The organism is Dyadobacter crusticola DSM 16708, assembly GCF_000701505.1.
GTDB lineage: Bacteria > Bacteroidota > Bacteroidia > Cytophagales > Spirosomataceae > Dyadobacter > Dyadobacter crusticola.
Genome location: NZ_JNJB01000007.1, coordinates 415,272 through 441,583, shown reverse-complemented (window position 1 = coordinate 441,583; position 26,312 = coordinate 415,272). Strand labels below are relative to the sequence as shown.

The window sequence follows — 26,312 nt, the reverse complement described above, 5'->3', positions numbered from 1 at the left end:
ATTTGTTATTGAATGAACTTGATTTTCGTCAGTGACATCAACGGCTGAATGGGCTGTGCGCTGTCATTTTTGAATACCAGGTAAATATCGTGTTTACCCTTGGTCGGTTCAATGTCGATTTCCACTGGCTTGCGTGCCGGGCGTGAAAAGGTTTTCGGCTTTTCGCCCGGTTTCAGGTTCTTGTTCTGATTTTCGAGTTCCGCCATTATTTTGGCCATATCTACTTCCGGAGCAAGCTCTACCTCTTTTTTGCCGATCATCGTTCCGGTGGGCGAGCCAAGTCTCAGCTCGATTGTTCCGCCTACGGCGCCTTCCCGTTTCTGAGCAGTCGCGGTAATTTCCAGCTTATCAATGCTGGTCAGATCGATGTTGTTGAATGCCAGGAAGCTGTTTGCAAAAGGCATTGCCAGGAAACCTGCGCCTTGTGAACCTATTGCCTTCATGTCAGCGCCTTTCACCACAGCTGCATCCGACACCGTAAGCTCAGGGCTGCGGAGTACGATCATCTCTTCCGTTGTTTGTGAAGGAACCGCCTTACTGCCGCTTACCGCACGATCTGTGAATGCCGCCCGGATCAGTACAGTTCCTCTTCCATTATCCTGGGCCGGGATCTTGGGTGTGTATTCCCCTTTTACCGGCAGGGTGCTGAGCGTTTTGTCAGTACTGTTCAGAATGTATTTAACAATCACTTCTGCATCAGCAACCGGCAGGGCAGGGTGGGCCGCCATCGCTACTTCGCCCCACACACCGGAGCCACCTTCAAGTACTTTCTTCACGAGCTTTTCGGTAACGCCGGGCTGACCTTCGTATTTATTCGAAATGTCAGCAAAAGAAGGTCCGACTGACTTGGTTTCCGGCTGGTGGCACACTTTGCAATCGCTTTTATTAATCAGTACATTGGCGACAGCAAACTGTGTGGAAGCATCTACACTGCGCTGTCCCTGAATGATTTCTGCGTAATCGAAACCTTCGGAAGCATAGTCAATGCTCACCGCAACCTGATCAGCGCTGATCTTCCCGTCGGAAAGACTGCCGTCTTCCTTGTCGCTCACATCGATGGAATATGGGATTGCTTTTCCTGCAAAAAAGAAGGTTTTATTGCCTTCGATATTCACCGCCACTTTCGGCGGCTCGTTGCCTGCGACGATTTTCAGTGACTGGCTGTTTGTGGCGCCTTTGGAATCGGTTACGGTCAGGTTTGCGGTGTAAATGCCGGGTTTGTCAAAGCTTGCAGTCGGATTTGCAGTGTTATAGCTCTTCACAACGCCGCCCGGGCCCATTACTTTCCAGCTGTATTTCAATGCATCCCCGTCAAAATCCTTGGTACCCTCGGCCGATAGGGTCGCTTTGAACGGAACAGTTCCGCCTTTTTTGTCCGTAGATACCTGCACAACCGGCTTGCGGTTTCCGCCATTATACTCAATGCGGATCAGGCGCGAATTGTCACTTTTCTTGAACCAGTTGCTGCCGTATTCCAGTACATACAAGTCGCCATTTGGACCGAATTTAATGTCAATGGGCTGAACAGGGTGGTAGTTAGGTGCAACGCGCTCCATTCCTGCATAATCACCTTTTTCATCAATTGATATAGCCATAATCCAGCCGCGGGAGAAGTCGGCGGCGATCCATTTGCCTTCGTAATAAGCCGGCCACGGACGTTTTGGTGCCTTGAAGTCTGCACGGTGATAAATCGGTCCACCGGTAGCACTGCGCGAGCCGGAACCTACGAGCGGGAATTTCTCGGAGATACCATAAGGATAGTAAATGAAGCTCGGCGCAGTGGGCAACAATTCGCGCAAACCGGTGTTGTTCGGTGATGTATTCACAAGATTTTTTGGGTCCTTCTTGTCGAGCGGCTTGTTGGCTGCATAGTCGTAAACAGGGAAAGCCTGATCATTTCCTACAAACCACGGCCAGCCAAAATTGCCCGGCTTGCGCGCCTGGTTCAGCTCGTCGTAGCCCATTGGACCGATCTCCGAATCCTCACTTGCATCCGGCCCCACTTCGCCCCAGTACAAGTAGCCTGTTTTGCTATCAACCGCAATGCGCCACGGATTTCTATGTCCCATTGAATAAATTTCCGGACGTGTTTTCGGTGTTCCCTTTGGGTAAAGGTTTCCGTTCGGGATGGTGTAGGTACCATCTGGTTCAGGATGGATTTTAAGGATTTTACCTCGCAAATCATTCGTATTTCCAGCATGTCCCTGGTCGTCCCAGCTGGCTCTTCCTGGTCTTTCGTCGGTCTGTGCGGCTTTTTGGTTACCGGTATTGTTGCCGATGGTCAGATATAAGTTGCCTGCTTTGTCCCAGGTCATTCCGCCGCCAGTGTGGCAGCAGACTTCGCGCTGCGTATCCACTTCGAGCACGACCTTTTTTGTACTTTCTACCAGCTGCTCGTCTTTCACTTCCCAGCGGGCCAGAATGTGTTTTTTCTCGGTCGGATGTGCGTAGTACAGGTAAATCCAATGGTTTTTGTCATAGTTCGGGTCCATTGTCAGACCCATTAATCCTTCTTCCGCTTCACGTACCACACCTTCTGCGCTTGTATATTTGGTATTTACCGGAATGGTGGCAATCAGGTCGGTGGATTTGGTGGAAGGATTGTATTTTTTTAAAGCCCCTTTTCTTTCTGCGATGAAAACAGAACCGTCTGTAAGTACCTCAAAAACCATCGGCTCGTCGAGATTGTCGGACACAACAATGGGGGTAAAGCGGCTGTCGTCAGGCTTGGGCGGACTATCCTGGAATGTAAATGCAGCTACTCCGAAGAGCAGTGTCATTTTGGAGATGTTGGTAAGAAACCGACCGGCGCCGGTAATCAGTGGGAAACGTCTGGTCATAAATTAACAGGAAATGGTATAATGGTAATATAGCAATATTCTGATAAAAAACTGACAGCTTCTTATTTTTCTAATTCCTTTTGCGTATCGTAACACCAGTGTATTTCTAAAATCGAATAAACTATGGCTAATAAAAGTGCGGGTATTTTGATGTACCGGTTGAGAGAAGCAATTGAGGTTTTGCTTGTACATCCCGGCGGGCCGTTTTTCAGCAGGAAAGATCTGGGCAGCTGGTCCATTCCAAAAGGTGAATATGAAAATGGCGAAGATCCGCTCGATGCAGCCCGCAGGGAATTTCTGGAAGAAACGGGTTATGCGGTAAATGGAGAAGCAAAAGCATTGACACCGATCAAACAAAAAGGTGGAAAAGAAGTAAAGGCCTGGGCGGTGGAAGGAGATATTGACACGCAGAAAATCGTGAGTAATATTTTCGAAATAGAGTGGCCGCCGCGTTCAGGCAAGCGGCAAACTTTTCCCGAAATTGATAAAGCAGAATGGTTTACGATCGAAAAAGCGCGTGAAAAGATAAACGAGAAACAAGCCGCGTTCCTGGACGAACTGCATTCCATATTGGAATAATCGTCTGCCACGATTGATTTTGCGAGGTAATTATTTACCCGGTTTGAAAAGCTACCAGTTCTTGTGCGATGGGAATGCATAATGTTATTTCCTGAAAAAAGTGCGCGTTCATTCGTCTTCGCCGGCTTTTATCCGACACGGAGCTTGGGTTTACATTTGCGTATAAGTATCACAAAGACACATTGCTTTTGTCTGACCATTAAGCGGCAGTATCAATCAGGTTTTCTAACAGTCAATTATTTTTCGGTTTTATTAAGCTATTTAGCATCAGTGTTTTAAATGTTTTTATTAATTAACAAACGGTTGCATTTACGCGAAAGTTGAACGTTAATTCCTAGGGAAATTGAACCTGAAAAACAGCTGATTTTTAATTTAAATTTAATTGCGTTGAGGTAATACAGAGAGTGGCTATTTTCAATTTGATATAATTAATGAGAAAGGTTTTAATAAGAACATTTCGTTGTTATTTTTGCAGGTAACAATCACAATAACCCAGAGATTAATTTTATGAAAGCAAACACTATCAAGTTCTTTTCTCCGGAAGAGAATGCGCCGGTTACAAAGAAAGCGAAGGCACAAACTAAACCTACCGGTTACATTTCGGGAACAGGTAAGTTGGTTTTACCTCCTAAAACTCTTGAAGAATTGGGCGTTGAACCTTTGACTACCCGTTTCAAAATAGGTGCTCCGGATGGCAAAAGAACTTTGAAATATCTTTATCTGATACCTAGCTCGGAAACGGAAGGCACTTTTGCAATGACAAAAAGCGGCCGCGGTTTCTCAATTCCGCTGGACGTAATTCTGAAAAAAGGTGGAGTGGATTTCGAAAAGACAAAATATACATTTGAAATCACGATCTTCAATTACGAAGAAGGCGTAGTGGGTTACGAGCTCGCATTAGGTACTGCCGAGCCAAAGCCGGAGTATACCGGAAAGCCGCGCGGCCGCAAGCCTAAAAAGGATGTTGCAGCTGAATAAGCTTCATTAATTCTGGAACAACAAGTTTTTATTACAGGTAATTGAATCCATTTTCTGCAAGGAAATGGATTTCTTTTTTTACAGCTATCCTATTCCGTTTGAATGCAATTCGAACAATAGTTTGTTGGAGAGAAGATTCAGTAAATCTCGCAATTAAAATGTAAGGCGGCTGCATTACATGTCTTCATAGCTGCTGGCTGTAAGCAGTTACTTGGCATAATTCTTATAACCAGCATTGGTGTTTACTAATGCTAACTCACCATGTTAACTGAAATTGTAGAAAAGCCAGGTTTGATCAAAAGTGGACAGGTCAGCTTGAAAGTAAATGGCAGTCCGGTACAATTAAACCTGCTTCCCTGGGTCAGTTTACTGGATGCAATACGGGATTACGCGGGGCTTACAGGCACGAAAAAGGGGTGCGACCACGGACAATGCGGTGCGTGTACTGTGATATGCGATGGAAAGCGGATTGTCAGCTGCCTGACACTCGCAATGATGAAAGACGGTTCGGAGATCACCACGATCGAAGGCGTCGCGCCGGAAGGCGATTTGCACCCCTTACAGAAAGCATTCATCGAGCACGACGCATTTCAATGCGGGTACTGTACGCCCGGACAGATATGCAGTGCGATCGGCATGATGAAGGAAGGAAAAGCCAAAACGCGCGAGGAGGTCAAAGAGCTGATGAGCGGAAACCTCTGTCGCTGCGGCGCCAACACCAATATCATCGACGCCATTATGGAGGTTCAAAACCAGGGCGCTCATGAATAACTTCGATTTTCTTAAAGCTGAGGACATCCAGGATGCGATCGGCAAATCCGAAGGAAGCGATCAATCTTCATACATCGCAGGCGGCACAAACCTGCTGGATCTCATGAAGTACGACCTTGCCCACCCGACTACACTTATAGATATCAACAAGGCAGGAAGCCAGGACCCGGTCACCGATACAGAAGATGGCGGGCTCCGCCTGAGCGCATTCGCCACGAATGCCGATACTGCCTGGCACCCATTGGTTGAACAGCGATACCCATTGCTTTCAAAGGCAATACTCGCAGGCGCATCCGCGCAGATCAGGAATATGGCTACCAATGGAGGTAACCTGCTGCAACGCACGCGCTGCTATTATTTTTATGACGCCAATGTACCTTGCAACAAACGCGAGCCAGGCTCAGGCTGCTCGGCAATTCCGGGGTATAACCGCATTATGGCGATCCTCGGAACGAGCGAGCATTGCATTGCCGTTTTCCCTTCGGATATGTGCATCGGGCTTGCTGCGCTGGGAGCGATCGTCAATGTAGAAGGACCAGGTGGTCCCAGAAGTATCGCGTTCGCTGACTTTCACCGTTTGCCGGAAGATACACCCGAGCTGGACAACAACCTCTTGCCCGGCGAGATCATCACCAGCATCGACCTGCCGCCGCTGGGTTTTTCACAAAACTATTCTTACCTCAAACTGCGAGACCGTAATTCTTACGCATTTGCATTGGTTTCGGTAGCAACCGGTCTGGAAATGGAAGGAGATGTGATCAGCAGCGCGAGGATTGCGCTCGGCGGGGTAGCACATAAGCCCTGGCGCGTGCCCGAGGCCGAGGATTTTCTGGTTGGTAAAGCAGCTACGGAAGCAAATTTCGCCCAGGCAGCCGATATTATACTCAGCGGCGCGCAGGGTTACCAATACAATGACTTTAAAATTGAGCTAGCGAAAAGGGCCATTATGCGAAATGGAATGATGGCGCTGCATCCTGAAACGCAAGTACCAGGCGCGTTGCCTTCTGCTTAACCTTATACATCAACAATGGAACCATCTCAAAAACAAGTTGGCCAGCCGCTGAACCGGCTGGAAGGCCAACTTAAGGTAACCGGCACAGCCAAATATTCAGGCGATTATCAGGCGCCCGGTCTGCTATATGGATACGTAATCAACAGCACAATCACCAAAGGCAAGATCACGCGCCTGGACACAAGCCGCGCCAAAGCGGTACCAGGGATACTGGAAGTGTTTACGTACGAAAACCGGCCATCGCTGGCGTGGTTTGACCTGCAGTATGCAGATATGGATGCGCCTCCGGGTTCGCCGTTCCGGCCTTTGCAGGATGAAGAGATATTGTACAACGGACAACCGATCGGACTGGTAGTTGCCGAAACTTTCGAGTTGGCACGGTACGGGGCTACGCTTGTTGATATAGTCTATGAGCAAGAGGCATTTGAAACAGATTTGAAGAAAGAAGCTTCGAAGGCGCGCGCTCCTAAGATCGGAATGGCAACAATGCTGAAACCACTTCCGGCAAAGCCTAAAGGCAAATTTGAGAAAGCTTATCAGGAGTCGCCTGCGCAGGTGTCAGCTGAATATTACCACGGTACCGAACACCACAATCCCCTGGAACTGTTTGCCACAACCACCATTTATGAAGGCGAAGGCAAGTTGACCATTTACGATAAAACGCAGGGTACGATCAACAGCCAGCTCTATGTTTCCAATATTTTTGGCTTGAAATACAAGAACGTGCGTGTGATATCGCCTTACGTAGGCGGGGCGTTCGGTTCGGCTTTGCGGCCGCAGTACCAGCTTTTCTTGTCTGTAATGGCGGCATTGGAACTGAAAAGATCGGTACTGGTGACTTTGGACAGGCAGCAGATGTTTACTTTCGGTCATCGGCCGCCTACCATTCAGCACACGCGGTTTGCCGCAGATATGGACGGTAAGGTGACTGCAATGAACCACCTGGCGATAGGAGAAACGTCGCGTTTTGAGGATTATACCGAAGTGGTGGTGAACTGGTCGCACATGCTTTACCCGGCGGCAAATACCCTGATGCAATACAAACTTGTGGAGCTGGATGTATACAGTCCGCTCGATATGCGATCGCCCGGTGGAAGCACGGGAATGCACGCGATCGAAGGTACGATGGATGAGCTGGCGTACAAGACTAAAATCGACCCACTGCAACTCCGCCTGATCAACTACTCGGACGATGATGTGAGCCTCAACCGGCCTTACAGCAGCAAAGAGCTTCGGCAATGCTACTTGCAGGGAGCCGAGAAATTCGGCTGGGACAAGCGCAGCCCGGAGCCGCGCAGTATGCGACGCGGCAATAAGCTGGTCGGGTACGGAATGGCGACGGGCATTTGGGAGGCTAATCAGCTGCCAGCCAATGCGGATGCGATCCTTACTACCGACGGGAAGCTGAGAGTGAACAGCGCCGTCACAGATATTGGGACAGGTACCTTGACCGTCATGACGCAGATCGCCGCAGACGAGCTCGGGATGAAAATGGAAGACGTTGAATTCCTGTACGGAGATAGTAAAAAGCCTTTTGCGCCCATTCAGGGCGGTTCTTTTACGGTTTCAACAGTAGGATCGGCGGTGAAAGTTGCAGTCGCTGCTTTGAAGAAAAAGCTATTTTCGATCACTAAAAAAATGAAGGATTCAGCGCTAAGTAAAGCTGATTTTAAGGACCTTGTGTTTGAAAACAGCCGGATCTTTCTGCAAAGCGACCGCTCCAAGTCGGTATCTTTCCTGGAAATTATTGAAGCGAATGGAGGGAAGCCGATCAAGGTTTCGAAGTTTTCGGTGCCCTCGCTTTTGAAACAAAAGAAATACTCACGTGCTACCCACAGTGCCGCATTCGTGGAGGTGGAAGTGGACGAGCAGCTCGGGATCGTGAATGTGACCCGGGCGATAACGGCTGTTGCTGCCGGCAAAATCATCAATCCGAAAACAGCGCGCAGCCAGATCCTCGGCGGGATGATATGGGGAATCAGCAAGGCGCTTCGTGAAGAAACGATCCAGGATTACAACCTGGGTAAATACATGAACCAGAACCTCGCCGAATATCATATACCGGTACACGCGGATATTCATGAGCTGGATGTGATTTTTGTTGAAGAAAATGATGAGATTGTAAACGCATTGGGGGTCAAGGGAGTCGGCGAAATCGGTCTTGTGGCAATGCCGCCTGCCATCGCCAATGCGATTTACCACGCCACGGGCAAGCGGATCAACCAGTTACCTATCCATTTTGATTCGCTGCTTTAACACGCGTAATAGAAAGGTATTTGCAGTAACTAAATTCAAAGTACATGGTTCCCGATTTTAATTTCAGGTTGAGGCAGGTTTTCTATTTAATCATTGTAATTGCGCTTGCCATCACTATTTTCAAAGAGCTTTACATCTTCTTCCCGGGATTCCTCGGCGCGCTTACGCTTTATATTCTTTGCAGGAAGTATTATTTCTATTTAACCGTCAGGAAGAATTGGAACAAAAGCCTGACTGCGCTGCTTTTCATGACTTTGTTCTTTGCCTGCATTGTAGCGCCCATTTACTTTTCCCTTCAAATGGTTTATACCAAAGTCGAGGCAATCATTAAAGATCCGACGCAAGTGAACCAGGCGTTCGACGCGGTTTCCAAGCAGCTGAAAGAATGGACCGGGCAGGACCTGCTTACGAAGAATGCAATCTCCAATGTAAGGGAAAAAGTAGGTGGCATTATTCCCGGCGTCCTGAACAGCTCTGCTACAATGCTCGGAAATTTGCTAATGATTTTGTTCCTGGCATTTTTTATGTTCACCAATGGTCATACGATGGAAAAGAATGTGCGGAAGTTCATTCCTTTAAACCGTAAAAACATAGACCTGCTGGCAGACGAAACGATCAGTATGGTGCGGGCGAATGCGATCGGGATTCCGCTTGTTTCGATCATACAGGGCGTTGTCGCTGTGCTGGGTTACTGGATTTTTGGGGTAGAAGATTTTGTCTTGCTCGGATTGGTAACTGGCATTTGTGCATTCTTCCCTGTAATAGGTACCGCATTGATCTGGTTACCCGTTGTGATTTTTATGTTTTCAACAGGCGATAATGGGAAAGCGATCGGCTTGGCTATTTACTGCGGTGTTGTAGTAGGTAATATTGATTATCTCGCCCGGGTTAGTTTCCTGAAAAAGATCGGGGATGTGCATCCGGTCACGACGATATTAGGGTTAATTGTGGGTTTGCGTCTTTTTGGCTTCTGGGGATTTATCTTCGGCCCGCTGATGATCAGTATCCTTTTGCTTTTGATCAAAATATATAAAACCGAATTCGGCGAAACTTCTGAAATGCAAAAAGCCGACGCAGCTAAAAACTGAGTCGGCTTTTGCCGGTTTGAATTACTCCTAAATTTCAGTGTCGCTTTTTGACGCTATCTCATAGTCTGCAATGTCGCTCTTATTTTCAGACCATTTGTAAACCACTTTCTTGAATCGCAGATCGTATACGATATCCCGGATGTTTTTCATGAAATCCTTCTGGGTTTTCTTCGGCTCAAACATTTCGCCGGTAAAAGTAAGCACGTCGTTCTTTTCACCGGACAATGAAATGTCAATGTGCTCCTGACCTAATACTTCCTTTTTGGAATCCACATACGCATTGCGTAATTCGGGAAATTCTTTTGTCTGTATTTTCACAATCTTCTGCTTCAACTCTTCTTTTTCTGCATTGATCGTTTCGTCTTTAACGTCTTTCACTTCATTGTAAAGTGCGGTGTTGGATTTGTGCCATGAAAGTCTTGTCGCGATATCCGTTTCATCCTCACCTTTGCTTAGCTTCTGGTCAATATCAATGATTTTATTTTTGATAAATAGCGTCATATTTTCATTGGAAGCAACATCCACAGGCTCCGGTGTAAAGAAATGAATGGCCAGGCCAGTAGTCGCTGCAATCAGTAATGCAACGATGATGTATGTTCCAATCTTTCCTTTTTTTCTGTCGGGTTCCATATTCTGCTCTGTTAGTTTAAAGTTGAAGCATTGCCGATTCATGTTCGTCAATGCTTATTTATTATTTCAAAAAATATGCCATGCAGAAACGTACGGGCATTTGAAAAGGCAGAATGCGGGCTTGGAACGGATTTTTAAGTTTCGGCTTATCTGTGAAAAGAACCCACTATAAACAATGAAGCTTCAACAATTCTATAATCAGGCTTATGCCTGGATTTTGCGCACGGGCCCTTCTTTCCTGCTGGGGATCGCTGTTTTGATTATCGGTTTTTGGCTGATTAAAGTGCTGTCACGATGGATGACCAATCACCTCCATCGCCGCAAAGTAGATCCATCGCTTACGCCATTTCTGCTCAGTCTGACGGTCACGGTGTTACGTGTGCTGCTGATCATTTCCGTAATGCAGATTATCGGTATACAGATGACCGTTTTCGCCGCCATTATCGGTGCGGTTGGTGTGGCGGCTGGTCTGGCGTTATCGGGTACGTTGCAGAATTTTACAAGTGGTATCCTCATTTTACTTCTGAAACCCTTTAAAGTGGGGGATAACATACTGGCGCAGGGGCAGGAGGGTACCGTGCAGGCGATCAAGATCTTTTACACGATCGTCAACACTTTTGATAACCGGATGGTTGTAATTCCAAACAGCAAGCTTTCAAATGAAGTGATCATCAATATCAGCGGATCGGGGAGCAGGCGGCTGGATGTGGAGCTTAAATTCAGCAATGCAATCGAGTTCCAGACAGTTAAAAATACGATCAACGATGTACTGGATCGTGCTCAAAGTGCCCTGAAAATCCCCGAAAGACGCATTGGAATATCCTCCATTGAGCCGGACGGATACAAGGTAATGATCAACGTGTGGCTCAATGCACACGGTTTTGTTGATACCAAAATGGAAATCCAGGAGCAGATTATGGAAGGACTGAGGAGTTCGGGTTTGAAGCTTCCTGGTATGCCTTAATTGATCTTTGAATGCCACAAATGCGCGAATGTTCACGAAACTCAATCGCGCATTCGTGGCATAACTAAGGAGCTAACGCCAAATCAGGCCTCTCAAAAACTTCCGCCTCTGGCCGCGTCTCAATCCACCAGACACGTTCCAGTTTTGGGTCGTAGTATTTGGCCAACCTACCTTTGAACAACGCGATTCTGCGGATTTCTTTTTTGAGCGGCCTCAGGTTGCTGCCCACTCCAAAAATCTGACGGAATCCATCCAGGAAGTAAGCTTCCTTTTCTAGTTTGTCCAGATCAAAATCTTCAATGCGATGCCATTCTACATTGTTCGCGAGCAGCTTAGCCGGTGGAGGCGTTTTATACAGATCGAAAGTCAGGTAAGCGATGGATTTATATAGTCCGTTTTCCTCCCAGTCACGGTGTTCTTTCGTTTCATCAAGCATGTAGGGATAGTTTTGAAAGGCTTCATTGATTTCCTTGTAAGTGGCCGGCTTACCATCCAGGTACAGCTTAATGTGCCCGTCGTAGCCTACCAGCGTTTTCTTTCTGTCAAAAAGTCCATTTTTATACTTGGTGAGAACTTCGGTGGGATAAGCGACCTTTTCCTTGAACTCAGCTCTGAGATTATGCTCGGCTAAAAAAGGCGATACGCTGCTCTTTATAAAAGCTCTTATTTCTGTTTCGATATTGTTCCCGTTATACGTGGTGAGAAGTGGTTTTTTGTTAACAGAATAAAACTGTACGCCTCCCAGGCCCTCCTTCTCGAAAACAACCCAGAAAGAACCCATATCGAAAGTATCATAAATCGGGAATTCCGATAAGCTAAACGAACTGAACTTGCCGCCCTCATAGGAGATTGTATAGCTGTTGGGCATAAACTTCTTCGGGTCGAATCCTACATTCGAGGTTTTGGCCGGAAGCAAGGCGTAGTAGTAACCTTGCGCGTCTGTCTTCACTGTTTTGATGTGCTTTCCATATCTTGATATTTCAAGTGGAATATTCGCCAGCGGCTTGCCGGTTCGTGCTTCCAGGATCAGCCCGGCTGCGTGGATCTCCTTTGATAAAACGCTTGGCTCTCGTAAATTTCCCTTGCTGTCCTGCAAGAACATCGTAAACGGATCTTCTTCCTGCGTTGCCTTGCCCGGCCCGAAAAAGATAAGCAAACCGACGAGCAGCGGAATGGCCAACACAAAGCTGATCAGGAAGATCCGCGAAGAACGTTTTTTGTTCATCATCACGATCCGTTGCTTCAATGAAGAGATGTTGAATGCATTGGATATCCGGAAGTCCGGCCCGCCGGCGCATTTGAGCAGCAGGTACTGATATTGTTTCGCATCCACGTCATTTTCCAGAACGCATTGGTCCGCAATGTATTCCAGGTTGAGCCGGATCTCGTGCCGGATCAGCCAGGCGAATGGATTGTACCAATTGAGAATGCAGAGAATTTCTCCCCAGATCACATCATGCGTATGCCGCTGCCGCACATGGATATACTCATGTAAAATAATCTCTGCCAGCTCCGCCTCGCTATGCATTTCAGGATTGTAGAAAATTGCATTACCGAACGAAAACGGACTGATTTTCTTCTCTATATGGTAAATGCGAACGTCTTCATCTGAAACCAGTTGCGCCTGCCGCAATATTCTCACATAAGCAACGATATGCAATAACAAACGCCCCAGCATCACCACCATACCAGCGACCAGCAATCTGAAAATCCAGGTTTCAATATCGAATTCTGCAGTATTCATCGGCTGCACGGTTCCGGCTGTAACCTGCGGCTGCTGGATTGTAGAAACCACCGGCATTTGCTTCAAAACACTTGCGTTACCTATCGCCGGAATGCGCTCGACTGTTGCTTCAATGCTGATAAATGGAACAACAAAGCAGAGCAGGGAATAGAACCGCAGGTAAATGCGGTTGAGGTTGTAAAAAGTGAGCCGGCGGAGAAACAGGTAGTGGAAAATCGCGACGACAGCCAGGCTGGCCGACAGTTTGATGAGATATTCGAATAAAGGCGACATGGCAGAAAAGGTTTAGGCTGCTATTTCTTGTTTTCGATCAATCCGATGATTTCTTTAAGATCTTCCGCTGAAATCTTATTTTTTTGTACAAAAAAGCTGACAAGCTCTTTATAGGAATTTTCAAAATAGTCTTTGACCACATTTCCCATAAATCGTTGCTTGTAGGCTTCTTCTGTGATTGTCGGTGCATACAGATTTACATTCCCAACCAGCCGGCTGCCAACAAAGCCTTTCTTTTCCAGATTTTTAATGGTAGAAGCCAGTGTAGTATAAGGTGGAACCGGAGCTGCCATTTCAGACATAAATGACTTGACGCTCCCTTCACCTACTTTCCAGATTGCCTGCATGGCATCTTCTTCCTGTTGTGTTAGTCTGTCCATTGTTACGAGGTTTTCGTAAATCTACGAAAGTCTCGTAGATATATACAACAGAAGAATGAATTTCTTTATAAGAAAAATGGGCTGCGTGAGGGTGGCTAGAGTATCAGTATCCCGCGTGCTGGGCCTTGTAGAACTGCACTTTTTTAAACATTTCGATCAACGTAGTTACATTCAGCTTCTCGAAAATCCGCGCTTTGTAGGTGCTGACAGAACTTTCGGTCAGGTTCAAATGGATCGCGATTTCTTTGGTCCAGTAGCCGTCGATGAGCATATCCATTACTTCAAGCTCACGCTGGGAGAGTTGTTCGAGCGGATTTTCAAAGCTTGCTTTGCTTTCGAGCGTATTGCGAAGAAGCTGCTGCTGTACCGCATCACTCAGATAATGTCCATTTTCAAGCATGGAAGTAATCGCCTTACGGATCTCATTCTGGGAGGAATTTTTAGAGAGAAACCCGTTTGCACCCGCCTTGATGTAATGCAGCGCATAAATCTGTTCTTCCAGGCTGGAAAACACGAGGATCAAAACCTTAGGCTGGATTTCCCGGATCCGGGGTACCATATTGAAACCTTCGCCGTCAGGTATACTGATATCCAGCAACACAAGGTCAAGCGGGTGTGCGGCAACCTGTACCAGGGTTTCGCCAAATGAAGCTGCTTCATGTACTGTTACCGGGTTCAGAAGATCCTGTATGAGGAACTTAGTAGCCAGTCTTACTATAGCGTGATCTTCAACAAGTAAAATCTGCTTCATCTATGCTAAGGGACAAGTCTGTGTTTTAGGGCTGTCGAGCGCGAATGCTTATGAGGAGGGCAGGAATGCGTACTATTTCTTCAATTCCGACGTAATAATTTCTTCAATACCTTCTGCAATTATACAACTATTTACGATTCACGCACAAAAAAAAAGCGCTGCTCGCGCAACGCTTTTTTCTTGGGATTTGAAAAAGCTATTTTACCGGTTTTTTGAAGATCGCTTCATCAACTGGCGTGTTCACTACTATTTTGTTGGTTATGAATGACATTGTTCCCATCTGCGGGTTTGAAATGTCCATTGTATTGGGAAATTTAACTCCCTGCACTTCTTTGTAGTCCGAGAATTCAATTTCGCCTTCCTGTCCGTTCATGGTTGCTTTCACTTTCGTGATCAGGTAAGTATTTGCGTCCACGTACTCATCGACAACCTGTCCCTCGGGCGTAGTCAGTTTCAAGTGAAATACATCTTTTTTGTCAACCTGCTCTTTTCCGATGAGCTCCACCTTGTTACCCTTTTCTTTGTAGCCAACCAAACCGCCAAAAGGATCGAGCGAGCTCATTTGCTGTTTCAGCTGGTCTGCCGGCATATCCTCTGGTTCGCCGGTGCCGCCCATCATTGTCGGCCTGATCATCCAGCCTTTCGAATCAGCAACAACCTGTACCATTGAATTACCCATTACAGTGGATTCATTTCTCACCGCTTTGCCCACAACAAGGGTGGTCTTGTTCGGAATTTCCATTCCCTGCACGGCCAGCGAGCGGTCTGTAACCAGTGTATTGATCGCCTTGATCTTATCCATTCCACCTAATGCGGCCACGTGCTTGTCAACGATCTCATCGACAGTTTGGGCAAATGAACCCGCTGAAATCATTGTCGCTGCAATCGCCAGGAAAAGTTTGTTCGTTTTCATATATGAAGTTTTATTGGTTTTCATTGAGATAAATAAAAGGAAATAAAGCCTACTTAGGAGTGCCGCCGCCAGCAGGAGCACCGCCGCCGCCACCTTGCGCGCCGTCGCTTTTCACATCATCGTTGTTAACAGATTTCGCTTTACGTTTCGGAGCGTCCATTGTCATTTTACCAATCTTATACGTAAAAGTCAGGCGGATACCGCGGTTGTAAAGATAAACGTCATTCACCTGATTAAACTGGATCGAGTTCAGTTCCGTATGCATTTTGAAGCGTTTGCTCAGGAAGTTTTCAGCTGCGATACCCACGCTTCCTTTTTTGTTACCAAACTCTTTTTTAACTCCAACGGTATAGAAACCGAATCCACCCTGCATTCCTTGCAGCTGTACCTGGTTACCCTGCATAAACCCGAAAGCCTGCGCGCCCCAGCCATTTTTGAAAGTAGCCTGTGAAAACACTCCTCCGCTCACGTTGAAGCCGGTGTTGGTCAGCTCCTCAGGTTTTCCATTCTGTCCGATCGTTTGTCCCGTCAGCTTGGTATAAAAAACGTTGGCAAATACACCGAAGTTGATTTTGGAAGTGGCTGCTACGTTTGCGAAAATGTTGGTACCGTAGGCGTGCTGCTTTCCAATGTTCTCATAGGTCGTCACGATTGCGCCTGCCAGGGTATCGGAGGGCTGGCGTACCTGTGAAATCGCATTGTTGGTGATTCGTCCGAAGAACGTCGCATTCACGAATGTTTTCTTGATGTTTTTGGAAAGACCAACCTCGAAATTGTTCGTCAGCTCAGGACGCAGCTCCGGGTTACCGATTGTAATATTTTGCGGGTTAGCAGAGTTAAAGTTCGGGTTAAGCTGCTGCAAGCCAGGGCGCTGTATCCTCCTGTTGTAAGCCAGCTTCACCGTAGTTCCTTTAATGGTTTTCGATGCATTGAAGCTGGGTACCAGCACGCCATAATTACCTACACCCACAGTGCCTTCATTGGTACTAGCGTCAATAAATGTATGCTCATAACGCAAGCCTCCCTTGAATGTGTACCGCGACTTGGTGGTATAAGTATAGGAAGTATAACCTGCCGCAATATTCTGGTGGTAAAGCAATTCTCCCGAAGGCTGATCTGTTTCAGGCCGGAAATCGCCGGTCGCTTCCGCAATCAGAAAGTTGTAGTTACTGTTTACCTGACGGAAAATACCTTTTCCACCAAATTCCAGAAGCTGGTTCTTTTTAATAGGGGTCTGGTAATCCGATTGAAATGTAAATTCCTGGTTCAGGTTTTTGTTCAGGTTACGCTGGCGGGAAGTAAGCTCATTGCTTCCATTCAGGATATTGGCGTCAAAATCATTAGTCAGGTCATTCCGGCTGTACAAGGTCGAAATACTCCATTCCTGCTGAGGCTTGAAAGTGTGCAGGTAATCCAGGTTGACATCAACAGTCCCCGACAAATTACGTGCATCCACATCGCGCCGTGAATTGAAGTCTGTTTCACCCGTTTTCGTAATGCGCGTCATCAAATCCTGCTGGTTGCTGAAATTACGTACCCCGTATTTCACACCTGCTGTAAGGCTCTGGTTTTTAGCGATATCGTAGTCAAATCCCAGGTTATAGTTGCCAAATAAGCCCCTGCTGCTGCCGTCGCCGGTCTGCCGTGTTACTGTGCTTACATTCTCAACTACGCTGGTTTGTTCGAGCGTTGTTTTTGCAATGGTATTGTACATGCCCCGTCCGAAGCCGCCGATCGTAAAACCGGCTTTTCCCTTGCGGTAACCTCCGTTCAATGAGAGCAGTGATCCTCTGTTCCCTACACCCGCATCCACATTCAGGTTCAATCCCTGCAAGCTGTTCTTCTTGGTAATAATATTGATAATACCACCCGAACCTTCCGCATCGTATTTGGCTGACGGACTTGTGATCACTTCCACGCTTTTAATCTGATCGGCAGGGATTTGTTTCAATGCATCTGCCACGCTGTTGGCAATAATGGTACTTGGTTTGTTATTGATCAACACGCGGATATTCTGGCTACCGCGTAAAGAGACATTTCCGTCGAGATCAACAGTCAGCAGCGGTACCTTGCGCAAAATGTCAGTTGCGTCACCTCCTTTTGCGGTAATGTCTTTTTCTGCATTGTAAACCAGCCGGTCTACCTTTTCTTCGATCAATGCAGCCTGCCCAGTTACCGTTACTTCATTCAGCGTTTTGGTATTTGAGCTCATTTTAATGGTACCCAAATCCAGTTCCTGACCTTTTGCGAGTTTGATGTTGTCGATGGTTTTATCGCCGTAGCCAATAAATGAAAGCAGGACTTTGTAGTCACCTTCCATAATTTTAGTCAGAGCGAACTTTCCTTTTTCGTCGGCCACAGTTCCGTCGATAGCCTGCCCGCTCTTCTTATTATAAAGGGCAATGCTCACGAATTCGATTCCTTGCGAAGAAGTTGAATCTACAACAGATCCGCTGATCCGGGCTGATCCTTTGGGAGCCTGGTCGCCGGCAGTACCGGGGAGCGCTTTGGGCTTTGCACTACCGCCTATTGGAAATTGGGCAAATGCAGGGGTTTGAAGTGAAGCCAGGATGATGGTAATAGCGAGCAGAAGTCTTAACATTTTCATGGGTTTGTTATTAACAGCATAAAAATGCGACAGAAACTTCCCGCCGGAAAATAAAATATGACGAAGGCCGAAATAAGCAGGATAAATGCAGCGTTGCCGCCGATGGGCGATCCCTATGGATTTGCCAGGTCTTTATACGCGATAAGGCGAATACCTTTCTCCCTGATCGCTGCCTTCACTTTCTCACTCGTAAAAACATCAGTTACACCCTGTCGGTCTGCGGCTACATCCTCGTACCCGATGTGACTGATTGCCCGCAGCTCCGCATCGTCCAAGCCGGGATGGTCTACAAACAGGTAAGTTTTGCCGGCTTCCAGCTTGCCGAGCATCTTGATAAAGCTTTGTATTTTTTCGTCAGAAGTCTTTTTCGGGCCGTCGTAGGTAGCATAGCTCAGGTTAGCAGGTTCTGCATCAAGAGGAATCTTGTACTCTTTGGCCAGGCGTTTTGTTAATTCCCTTACCTCCGGACTGAGGCTGGTACATCCCATGTGTGCAGATATGTGGCTGATGTTCGGAAGCTTCCGCAATGCAGTTTCGATCTGCGCGCGTATTTCTTTTTCAATGTCGGCCAGCTTCCAGTCATTTTCAATGATGGATCTTTTGGGATAATTCTTGTTTGGTCTCACCATCGGAAAAAAGTAACCGTCTTCATCCCGGATGCTCGGGCAGTCGGATAGGGGGCGCCATTTCACATTGTCCCACTCGCTGGTGAGCGCAATGTGGATGCCGACGTCGATACCTGGATTCGCCTGCAGCATTTTCACCGCCTCCGGAAACCAGGGAGAGGGTACGATCACCTCAATGGATGTCTGGATACCTTCTTTGGAGCATTTCAGCAGTGCTACATTTCCCGAATGCGAATAGCCCATATCATCACCGCGCACGATCAGCCGCGGCGGATTACTTTGCTGGGCAATGCACGAAATGGAAACGAGTAAAAGCAGGATTGTGTAAAATTTGTTTTTCATATCGGGAATGGTCGGAAGCATTTTCTAGTCAAAGCGCAGCCATCCGCGGATCTAACCTCCGCCGGCAATCGTGAGATTTTGGCTGGTAGGTGCTTTGACTAACTCCAAGCTAAACCTGCGCAAAATGAACCGACGAGAGTTTACCAAATCTGCGATCACGCTGGCTGCAGCCGGGGTAACGGGACCCACTTTGCATACTAAACCTGCAACCATGAAAAAGATTAAGATCAGTAAGGTAAGTTCTAATTTCGAGCGCGAGCCGCTTAATCCATATCGTTTCAAAGGCAGCGCGATCACAGACAGCTGGCAGGCTATTGCCATGCTTGAATCCGACTCGGGCATTCGGAAGGTTGGAATGGGCACGCAGGGTGTACTTTGGTCAGATTCCAAGGTGTTCGCGGCACATTCAGAAAGTGCGGGCAATGCATTGATGTACGCCATGAGTGAGCGCGCATTGCAAATGCTCAAAGGTACCTCATTTTCAGACCCTGTTACATTGCTCGATGATATGCTACCGGAGGTTTTGGCATACGGAAAGAAAATCACGGGCAACCCTGATCTGAGAAAGACATTTGCATTGAATGCATTAGTTTGTGTCGATAATGCCGCGTGGCTGCTGTATGCGCAGGAAAACGGGTTGAAGCAATTTGACGAGCTGGTACCCGCTGCCTACAAGCCCGGACTTTCGTACAGGCACGAAAAAGTGGCAAGTATCCCTTCTTTCAGCGTTGGTACCACAGCCGAGCGGATCAGGCAGGCGGCTGACGAAGGCTATTTTATCATGAAATTGAAAACCGGTGCACCTGGTACCCAGCAGGAGATGATCGAAAAGGATATCGCGTTTCTTACCGCGGTACACAAAGCAATCGGCCATTTTGAAACACCTTACACCAAAGACGGGAAAATACCATATTACTTTGACGCAAATGGCCGGTATGAGAAAAAGGAAACATTACTGCGCTTTTTGGATCATGCCAAAAAGATAGGCGCATTTGATCAGATAGCCGTGATTGAAGAACCCTTTGAAGAGGCGAATAAAGCGTTTGTGGGGGACCTGGGGGTAAGAGTAGCAGCCGACGAAAGTGCGCACACCGTGGAAGATGCCGCGCGGCGGATCGAGCTGGGCTATTCTGCAATTGCAGTCAAAGCCATTGCGAAAACGCTTAGTATGACGATGAAAATCACCCAGCTTGCCTACGAGAAAAAGGTACCATGCTTTTGCGCCGACCTGACTGTGAGCCCGATACTAGTCGACTGGAACAAGAATGTGGCTGCAAGGCTGCAACCTTTTCCCGGCATGTCGGTGGGCTTGCAGGAGACAAACGGACATCAGTATTATAAGAACTGGGAAAAGCTGATGAGCTACCATCCCAAAGCCGAAAGCACGTGGACGCGGACTCAAAAAGGGGTATACCTTACAGACGCATCGTTCTATGCGGAGAGCGGCGGTATACTTGCGCCCTCCGCACATTACGACGCGCTTTTTGAAACCATCAGCTGAGTCAGGCGTTATTTAACGAGCCTCAACGTTTTGAAAATCTCGGCATGCGGCTGCTCGCCTTCGTACGTTTTCACGAGGTTACCCGCTTTGTCGTAGATCGCGATGTAAGGGAAAGAACGGATCCCGTAATAGCGTTGTACGAGGTAAGATGTTCCTTCCGTCCCCACTTTGAAGTTGGGGTAGCTAGCCAGACGGTGTTGCGTTACAAATGGTTTCAGCATATCCATTGACTGAAATGTGATCATAATTACCTGCTTGTCAGCTACTGTCTGGTAGTTCTTGATCAGGTCTTTGGTGAAATCCTGGCAGTGCTCACAGTCCGGTGAAAAGTAGATCAGTACTGCCGGTCCTTTGGCCAGCTGCGCGGACGAATACTGCTGCCCGCTGGTGAGCCGCATTTGAAAGGGCGCGATCTTGTTAGGTACCGATTGTGCGAACGCTGCTGAAACAGCCGCAAACATGAAAAAGCTAAGAGTTAATCTACGTATCATTTCCTGGATTCTTTTTGTAAGAATCTGCAAGATATTAATTCTTTGATCTTCTAGCCTGCAACTTTTTCCGTTACCCTTTCAAGAATGTTGCGTAGCTGGTGCGCGTGTCTTCTGGAATGGCACACCACAAAATAGATCCATTCATAACGCGTGAATTCACCCACTTGCGGGAATGGAAACTCGGTACAGGAAAGTGACAGGTCTTGTGTGCGGGCTATCTCTGCGATAGCTGACCTCTCTTCTTTGAACGCGTGGATGATCGTCTCCAAGTTATAGGGCCCGTCGTCAGGTAAGTTGAACTCAGGCGCTTGCAGTCGCGTACTGAAATCGAGAAAGATATCTTCGATTACCGGCACCATCTGACCAATCAGCCGGGTTGTCGGCGCTGTTTCTCCCATCATCACCTCGGGCAAGCCAGTTTCCGATTTTAGTAAATGATCTGTCACTTGCCCGGCTGTCCAGCTTCCTTCGAATGGTACAATATTCACCTGATCCTGCTCAAATGAGGTAAGTATCACGAGGTATTCAGCGGTGGCTTGTTCCAGCATTTGCGCAAGTGTCTCACTGTCCAGCAAGTCACTTTCCCCGAATGGTTTTTCGGCAAGCTCTTTGATTTTCTCCAATGCTTTTTTCCAGGCTTGCGTCAGATCATCAAAATATACTTCGTCCATGTCGCAGAAGACGCGCATTCGTACACTGTCACCTTCTCGGCTGAGGAGGTAGACTTCGTCAAAATTCCGCATTTGCTTTGCGATGTCACTCTCATAATCCTCAACACCTTTCGTCACGATGCCGTTATAAACAATTCTGATCTCTTCAAAGGGGCGGCTCACATCAACGGTGCCGGCAAGTCCATTTCCAGATTCATCCATAAACAGTGCCTTGCTGCCTTGCTGCCAGTCACTTTCAGCGATGTTTCCCATACCAAATACAACCAGCCATTCGCCATTGTACCTTTTATCCGTAATCACCTGCCAGATGCGGTAGTCAGGAGCCTGGATCAGTATCGATTCTTCAATCCGTTTTGTGTTCATAATAGATGTGTCTTTTAATGAGTTATATTGCAAACTTAGCCGGTGGGAGAGAGAAATAAAGGGGGCAAAGCCGTCAAGTTTAGGGTTGAACACGACATACTAATTTCTATTTTTGATTCATGAAGCATATATCTGTTCTCGTTCCAAGAGGTGATGTTGCCCTCGGTACCATTGAAGGCCCATTCAAGTTTTTCTCGTTTGTCAACGACTTTCTCGCTGCAATGGGGAGGCAGCCCGCTTTTCAGATACAACTGGTGGGCATTACACCCGAAGTGCAGCGCTATGCGGGCGTTTTTGCGGTAAGTCCGGAAGCCACCATCGACACGCTTCACAAAACAGACCTGGTGATCATTCCGGCTGTGAATGGGGACCGGGATACTGTCATCGACGCGAACAAAGCATTTTTCCCCTGGATTGCGTCCCAGCACCGGAATGGGGCAGAGGTGGCTAGCTTGTGTGTAGGCGCATTTTTGCTCGCGGCGACTGGCTTACTCGCCGGGCGCAACTGTACGACGCACTGGATGTCGGCTGCCGATTTCAAAAGGATGTTCCCTGACGTAAACCTGATGGACGACCGCATTATCACCGACGAAAACCGGGTGTATACCAGCGGAGGCGCAAATTCATTCTGGAACCTGCTGGTGTATCTGATCGAGAAGTACATAGACCGCGAAATGGCGATTTACACAACCAAGTTTTTCATGATTGAAATTGACCGCAACACGCAGTCGCCATTCATTATGTTCAGCGGGCAAAAGGAGCACGAAGACGAGGTAATCAGGAAAGCGCAGGATTATATAGAAAAGAGCTTTCAGGAAAAAATCACGGTAGACCAGCTCTCGGACATGTTTGCGATCGGCCGCCGTAGTTTTGAAAGAAGATTTAAAAAAGCCACGTCCAACTCGGTAGTGGAGTATATCCAGCGCGTAAAGATCGAAGCGGCTAAGAAAAGCTTTGAAGTTACCCGCAAGAACGTAACGGAGCTGATGTACGAGGTAGGCTATACGGACACCAAAGCATTTCGAAGTACATTTAAAAAGATCACTGGATTGTCGCCCATTGAATACCGTAATAAATACAACAAAAGCGCAATTACTGCCTGAGTAACTGCGCTTTTGTGCCTGATCGTTTGTTGTTAAAGCGAGTGGGAGTAGGAAAGCGGAGCAGCTTCCCTGACTTTTTTATGATAGTAAAAGTAAGCTGCCGCAATCAAAATCAGTCCCACGATCAACCCGCCCCAAGTTTCTATACCTTCGCCGAATGCAATGTGCGAGTAAAGCGCGCCAATCAGATCGTAGGCGAGGCCGGCATAAGCCCATTCTTTGAGCCTCGGGTACCCGGGTACCAGAATGGCGATCACACCCAGGATTTTAGCTAATCCCAAAAACGGGACAATGTAGGCGGGGTACCCGATGTGAGTAATGTGCGCAACTGCCTCCGGTGCGGAAATCAGGTCGAAAATAGCGCCTACGCCCATTAGCAGGGCCAGAAGAACATGCAGAATCCAGTAAACGATTGTAGTTCGCTTCATTGTGTTAAGTGATTTAGTAAAGGTTATTGGATAATAAATGGTCAAAAAAATCTGCGTATCTGCTGCTTAGAGGTCAACTTTCAGAGGTTTCGAAAGGCTGAAAACCAAGCTCCATCATGGAAGGCAAGTAGCTCAGCTCGTCTTCAAGTACTTCTGCCTCATAGCCCAGATCTCTGATCAGGTTCAGCACACGCTCAGGGTAAATGCATTCTCTTGCTTTGATCCTCAATATCTTATCGCAATCTTCCAGGTCAAAAGAGGCGCGGTGGCCCGGGAAAGTTCGTTGGATCAATGCAATGATCAGGTTTGCCTGAGGTTGTTTCGAAACGTTGGTCTTGAAAACTTCTACCATTGTAAAACGAGGTTAATTATTGCCACTTTTCCAGTCTGATCTCCATCAGAAACCGTCATGAACTGCCCACATACTGCTTCCAGGTACCGGATAATACTGCATCATTTTGCGTAAATGCGCCGTGACACCGCAGTTCGGGAGAACTGATCATCCAGTAATCGCCATAGAAGCTGCCTGACATAACGCCCGATTCACCGCGGTCGTCATAGAAATGCATCGGGTAAGTGCCTGAAAGTCAATTGTCTTTTCCATAGCTACTCAAACTGAAATGGAGGATAGCTGCTGCTGTCCTGATCAGACATTTTCGCTAAGACAAACTAACGGCGAAATACCCTAAAAAAGAGATGTGATTTGCGACATTAAAAGGGGGCGATTGTGACAACCCCTATATTCCCCAGGCGGTGAGGATCAGGCTGCGAGGGCCACCTGAATCGCGGTGCTCACAAAGGTAAATGCCCTGCCAGGTACCAAATGCAAATCTTCCATTCTTTACCGGCACCAACACAGAGCTGCCCAGCAAAGAAGCTTTCAAATGCGCCGGCATATCGTCAGAGCCTTCATAGTCGTGTTCGTAGTCCGGGTCATTTTCAGGTACCGATTTGTTGAAATACATTTCAAAATCTTTTCTGACCGTCGGATCTGCATTTTCATTGATCGTCAGTGAGGCCGAGGTATGCTGGATAAAGACCTGGCACATTCCTGCATTGATCTGAGCGATTTCCGGAAAAGCATGAATGATTTCGTTGGTGATCAGGTGAAATCCCCGCCGTTTTTCCCGCAGGCGGATCTCTGTTTGAAATAGCTTCATGCTTTCCCGGGTTTGATGATTTTCGCAAAGTTACATGGTTTTCATCGCTGCGTCACTGCGAAAGCGCTTCTGGCAGGCGAATTACGGCTTAGCGCGCAGATCATTCCTGGATAACTGAAATGATATTTTCAGCCGGATCTTTAAACCATGCTATCGTAGGACCATTACCTCTCGCAATGTGATCTTCGCCGGTTTTAAGACCGGGAAAATTATAGCTTTCAAATTGCACGCCCCTGCTTTTCAGATCCGCCACCGCTTCTTCGATGTTCGAAACCAGGAAGTTAAGCGTTGTGTAAGTGGCAGGGGAGTGGTTTGGTTTTTCGTAAATCAGGAAATGATTGCCGCCCGGACTGGTTACTTCCAGTGTCTGCATTTCCGAGTCCCAGTACTTCTCCGTAAAATGTTTTTGCTTTTTCAAGGTTATCAACTGAAAATCCATTGAATGCTTTTGATGGTTTGAACATAATCGGAATGATTGGTTGTGAATAGTCTCAGGAACCGGGCAATGCGACAGCGTCACTGTCCATTTCGGGTTCAGGCTTTTTATAAACTTTGGAAAGCGCATGATAAGCAGCAGATTGCATGGCCAGCAGTGTGACTATAAGTCCCATAACTCCCGTTACAATGAACAAAAGCGCGAGGCCGCGCGCGGTACCTGTCCCAAACCACCCGCCGATCAGCCGCGTGCCTGCTCCCGTCGTCATAAATGGAATGAAAATGAACTTGGCAATCGGTCCGATCAGGAATGCAGTGATAGGTGAGGCGGCCTGCTCAATGCTTTGTGCAAAACCAAAAACACGCCCCTGCCGCTCCTGCGGAATCACTTTTTGTAAAATGGTCTGCTCCGTTGCTTCGACCACCGGGATCAGGCACATATATGCAAACATTCCAATGCTCAGCAGCACGATCGAAGGTTGTATAGGGAAAATCAATGTGATGATCCACATCACGATATTGGACAGAAAGAGTGTCCGGAGCGGCTTTTTACCCAATCCAACTTTGGCCACTACCAGCCCGCCCGCAATAAAGCCCAGGCTCAATACTCCCCACAGTGTGCCCCAGGTTTGCACCGACACAAGGGAAAGTCCGTAAGCATCCATCAGCGACATAAAAACGCCGCCTAAAAAGTTGTTGAATGTATTGAAAAAGATCAGCCCGAAGAGCCCGGGTACCAGCCCTACAATGCGGATTGTTCCCCTGATATCCACGGTTTGTGTCTGTTGCTCCGTGTGTACAACTCCCGACTCGTCGATATGAATCGTGAGTAAATGCAGGATTACAAAAGTAGAAAGACCGATTGCGAGCGCCAGCATCCAGGTAATGCCGAGAAATCCGATAACCAGTCCGCTGAATATGGAAGCAATGAGGAAGGAGACGCCATTTGCGGTGCCCACCAGTCCGTTTGCCTTATCTCGCTCATCTTCACCGATCAGGATCGTTACTACGGTGGATAATGCAATGGTTCGGATGTTTCCCGTTATCGCGCCAAAGAGCGTAAGCGTGACAAATGCCCAAAGCTGAAAGCTCTGATCGTTCTTGAAGGTCGATTCGGGCGTAGTAATGTAAATTAGCAATGCGACGACGTACAAGGCCAGGGTAACTATACCAGACAGCATCATCGAAGTTTTCTTCTTGTAACGATCGACCAGCGAACCGAGGAAAAAGCCTGAAACTGCGACAGTAGCGAGGTATACACCCGCCATAATCGACGTCGCCATGACCGATTTGGTTTCCAGGTAAACCCAGAATGTGACCGCAAACCAAACGAAGTTATTGGTCAGCGAAGCAGCCAGGGAATTGGCTAAAACAGCATAAAACGTTTTCATAATAGCAATTATGT

The 26,312-nt window shown here is 47.4% G+C and carries 25 protein-coding genes; 9 read left to right on the top strand and 16 right to left on the bottom strand.

What is annotated here, in order from left to right:
• Nucleotides 1-5: 5 nt before the first annotated feature.
• Nucleotides 6-2,840, bottom strand: coding sequence for a PQQ-dependent sugar dehydrogenase (locus Q369_RS0112395; RefSeq protein WP_084165730.1), 2,835 nt, complete (start codon nt 2,838-2,840; stop codon nt 6-8).
• 123 nt (nt 2,841-2,963) lie between these two features.
• Here Q369_RS0112395 and Q369_RS0112390 point away from each other — a divergent pair, with 123 nt between their 5' ends.
• The 6 genes from Q369_RS0112390 to Q369_RS0112365 all read left to right on the top strand — a co-directional run bounded on the left by Q369_RS0112390 (nt 2,964) and on the right by Q369_RS0112365 (nt 9,524).
• Nucleotides 2,964-3,419, top strand: a complete 456-nt coding sequence (locus tag Q369_RS0112390; RefSeq protein ID WP_031528128.1) for an NUDIX hydrolase — start codon at nt 2,964-2,966, stop codon at nt 3,417-3,419.
• A 507-nt stretch (nt 3,420-3,926) separates the two neighbouring features.
• Nucleotides 3,927-4,397: a hypothetical protein gene (locus tag Q369_RS0112385; RefSeq protein ID WP_031528127.1), complete on the top strand. Its 471-nt coding sequence runs from the start codon at nt 3,927-3,929 to the stop codon at nt 4,395-4,397.
• Nucleotides 4,398-4,658: 261 nt separating this feature from the next.
• Nucleotides 4,659-5,168 (top strand): (2Fe-2S)-binding protein, encoded by a 510-nt coding sequence (locus Q369_RS0112380; protein WP_051664038.1) that lies wholly within the window; start codon nt 4,659-4,661, stop codon nt 5,166-5,168.
• Nucleotides 5,161-6,180, top strand: a complete 1,020-nt coding sequence (locus Q369_RS0112375) for an FAD binding domain-containing protein (RefSeq protein ID WP_031528125.1) — start codon at nt 5,161-5,163, stop codon at nt 6,178-6,180. The genes Q369_RS0112380 and Q369_RS0112375 overlap by 8 nt, the downstream gene beginning before the upstream one ends.
• A 15-nt stretch (nt 6,181-6,195) precedes the next feature.
• On the top strand, nt 6,196-8,436 hold the full coding sequence (locus Q369_RS0112370) for a xanthine dehydrogenase family protein molybdopterin-binding subunit (protein ID WP_031528124.1): 2,241 nt from the start codon (nt 6,196-6,198) through the stop codon (nt 8,434-8,436).
• Nucleotides 8,437-8,480: 44 nt separating this feature from the next.
• Nucleotides 8,481-9,524 carry an AI-2E family transporter gene (locus Q369_RS0112365; protein ID WP_031528123.1) on the top strand — a complete coding sequence of 348 codons (1,044 nt, stop codon included), beginning with the start codon at nt 8,481-8,483 and terminating at the stop codon, nt 9,522-9,524.
• A gap of 27 nt (nt 9,525-9,551) precedes the next feature.
• Here the strand turns inward: Q369_RS0112365 and Q369_RS0112360 are convergent, their stop codons facing one another.
• Entirely contained in the window at nt 9,552-10,154 is a 603-nt protein-coding gene (locus tag Q369_RS0112360) for a hypothetical protein (protein WP_031528122.1), read from the bottom strand.
• Between the two features lie 175 nt (nt 10,155-10,329).
• Here Q369_RS0112360 and Q369_RS0112355 point away from each other — a divergent pair, with 175 nt between their 5' ends.
• Nucleotides 10,330-11,118 carry a mechanosensitive ion channel family protein gene (locus tag Q369_RS0112355; RefSeq protein ID WP_031528121.1) on the top strand — a complete coding sequence of 263 codons (789 nt, stop codon included), beginning with the start codon at nt 10,330-10,332 and terminating at the stop codon, nt 11,116-11,118.
• Nucleotides 11,119-11,182: 64 nt separating this feature from the next.
• On the opposite strand, the gene Q369_RS0112350 is transcribed toward Q369_RS0112355, so the two are convergent.
• The 6 genes from Q369_RS0112350 to Q369_RS0112325 form a co-directional block, all read right to left on the bottom strand.
• Nucleotides 11,183-13,135 carry a M56 family metallopeptidase gene (locus Q369_RS0112350; RefSeq protein WP_031528120.1) on the bottom strand — a complete coding sequence of 651 codons (1,953 nt, stop codon included), beginning with the start codon at nt 13,133-13,135 and terminating at the stop codon, nt 11,183-11,185.
• Nucleotides 13,136-13,155: 20 nt separating this feature from the next.
• Nucleotides 13,156-13,515: a BlaI/MecI/CopY family transcriptional regulator gene (locus tag Q369_RS0112345; protein WP_031528119.1), complete on the bottom strand. Its 360-nt coding sequence runs from the start codon at nt 13,513-13,515 to the stop codon at nt 13,156-13,158.
• A 103-nt stretch (nt 13,516-13,618) separates the two neighbouring features.
• Nucleotides 13,619-14,266, bottom strand: a complete 648-nt coding sequence (locus Q369_RS0112340; RefSeq protein ID WP_031528118.1) for a response regulator — start codon at nt 14,264-14,266, stop codon at nt 13,619-13,621.
• 196 nt (nt 14,267-14,462) lie between these two features.
• Nucleotides 14,463-15,179, bottom strand: coding sequence for an outer membrane lipoprotein-sorting protein (locus Q369_RS0112335; protein ID WP_031528117.1), 717 nt, complete (start codon nt 15,177-15,179; stop codon nt 14,463-14,465).
• Between the two features lie 49 nt (nt 15,180-15,228).
• A complete protein-coding gene (locus Q369_RS0112330) occupies nt 15,229-17,787 on the bottom strand; it encodes a TonB-dependent receptor (RefSeq protein ID WP_031528116.1) in 2,559 nt (852 codons plus the stop codon).
• Nucleotides 17,788-17,900: 113 nt separating this feature from the next.
• Nucleotides 17,901-18,755: a polysaccharide deacetylase family protein gene (locus tag Q369_RS0112325; protein ID WP_035333397.1), complete on the bottom strand. Its 855-nt coding sequence runs from the start codon at nt 18,753-18,755 to the stop codon at nt 17,901-17,903.
• Between the two features lie 124 nt (nt 18,756-18,879).
• Between Q369_RS0112325 and Q369_RS0112320 the strand changes: the two genes are divergently transcribed.
• On the top strand, nt 18,880-20,256 hold the full coding sequence (locus tag Q369_RS0112320; protein ID WP_031528114.1) for a mandelate racemase/muconate lactonizing enzyme family protein: 1,377 nt from the start codon (nt 18,880-18,882) through the stop codon (nt 20,254-20,256).
• Between the two features lie 8 nt (nt 20,257-20,264).
• Here the strand turns inward: Q369_RS0112320 and Q369_RS0112315 are convergent, their stop codons facing one another.
• Both Q369_RS0112315 and Q369_RS29475 read right to left on the bottom strand, forming a co-directional pair.
• A complete protein-coding gene (locus Q369_RS0112315; protein WP_031528113.1) occupies nt 20,265-20,747 on the bottom strand; it encodes a TlpA family protein disulfide reductase in 483 nt (160 codons plus the stop codon).
• 50 nt (nt 20,748-20,797) lie between these two features.
• Complete coding sequence (locus tag Q369_RS29475) at nt 20,798-21,781, bottom strand: DinB family protein (protein WP_229206818.1); 984 nt, start codon at nt 21,779-21,781, stop codon at nt 20,798-20,800.
• A gap of 119 nt (nt 21,782-21,900) precedes the next feature.
• Between Q369_RS29475 and Q369_RS0112300 the strand changes: the two genes are divergently transcribed.
• Nucleotides 21,901-22,884 carry a GlxA family transcriptional regulator gene (locus Q369_RS0112300; RefSeq protein ID WP_031528111.1) on the top strand — a complete coding sequence of 328 codons (984 nt, stop codon included), beginning with the start codon at nt 21,901-21,903 and terminating at the stop codon, nt 22,882-22,884.
• A 32-nt stretch (nt 22,885-22,916) separates the two neighbouring features.
• On the opposite strand, the gene Q369_RS0112295 is transcribed toward Q369_RS0112300, so the two are convergent.
• The 6 genes from Q369_RS0112295 to Q369_RS0112270 form a co-directional block, all read right to left on the bottom strand.
• Nucleotides 22,917-23,312, bottom strand: a complete 396-nt coding sequence (locus Q369_RS0112295; RefSeq protein ID WP_035333357.1) for a DoxX family protein — start codon at nt 23,310-23,312, stop codon at nt 22,917-22,919.
• Nucleotides 23,313-23,385: 73 nt separating this feature from the next.
• Nucleotides 23,386-23,664: a hypothetical protein gene (locus Q369_RS0112290; RefSeq protein ID WP_031528109.1), complete on the bottom strand. Its 279-nt coding sequence runs from the start codon at nt 23,662-23,664 to the stop codon at nt 23,386-23,388.
• A 55-nt stretch (nt 23,665-23,719) separates the two neighbouring features.
• On the bottom strand, nt 23,720-23,881 hold the full coding sequence (locus tag Q369_RS29005; RefSeq protein WP_157488162.1) for a hypothetical protein: 162 nt from the start codon (nt 23,879-23,881) through the stop codon (nt 23,720-23,722).
• Nucleotides 23,882-24,049: 168 nt separating this feature from the next.
• Complete coding sequence (locus Q369_RS0112280) at nt 24,050-24,472, bottom strand: secondary thiamine-phosphate synthase enzyme YjbQ (protein WP_031528108.1); 423 nt, start codon at nt 24,470-24,472, stop codon at nt 24,050-24,052.
• Between the two features lie 100 nt (nt 24,473-24,572).
• Entirely contained in the window at nt 24,573-24,890 is a 318-nt protein-coding gene (locus Q369_RS27670) for a VOC family protein (RefSeq protein WP_229206817.1), read from the bottom strand.
• Between the two features lie 73 nt (nt 24,891-24,963).
• The gene (locus Q369_RS0112270) at nt 24,964-26,298 is read right to left on the bottom strand and encodes an MFS transporter (protein ID WP_205624313.1); all 1,335 of its coding nucleotides are present in this window, start codon (nt 26,296-26,298) and stop codon (nt 24,964-24,966) included.
• Between the last annotated feature and the right edge of the window lie 14 nt (nt 26,299-26,312).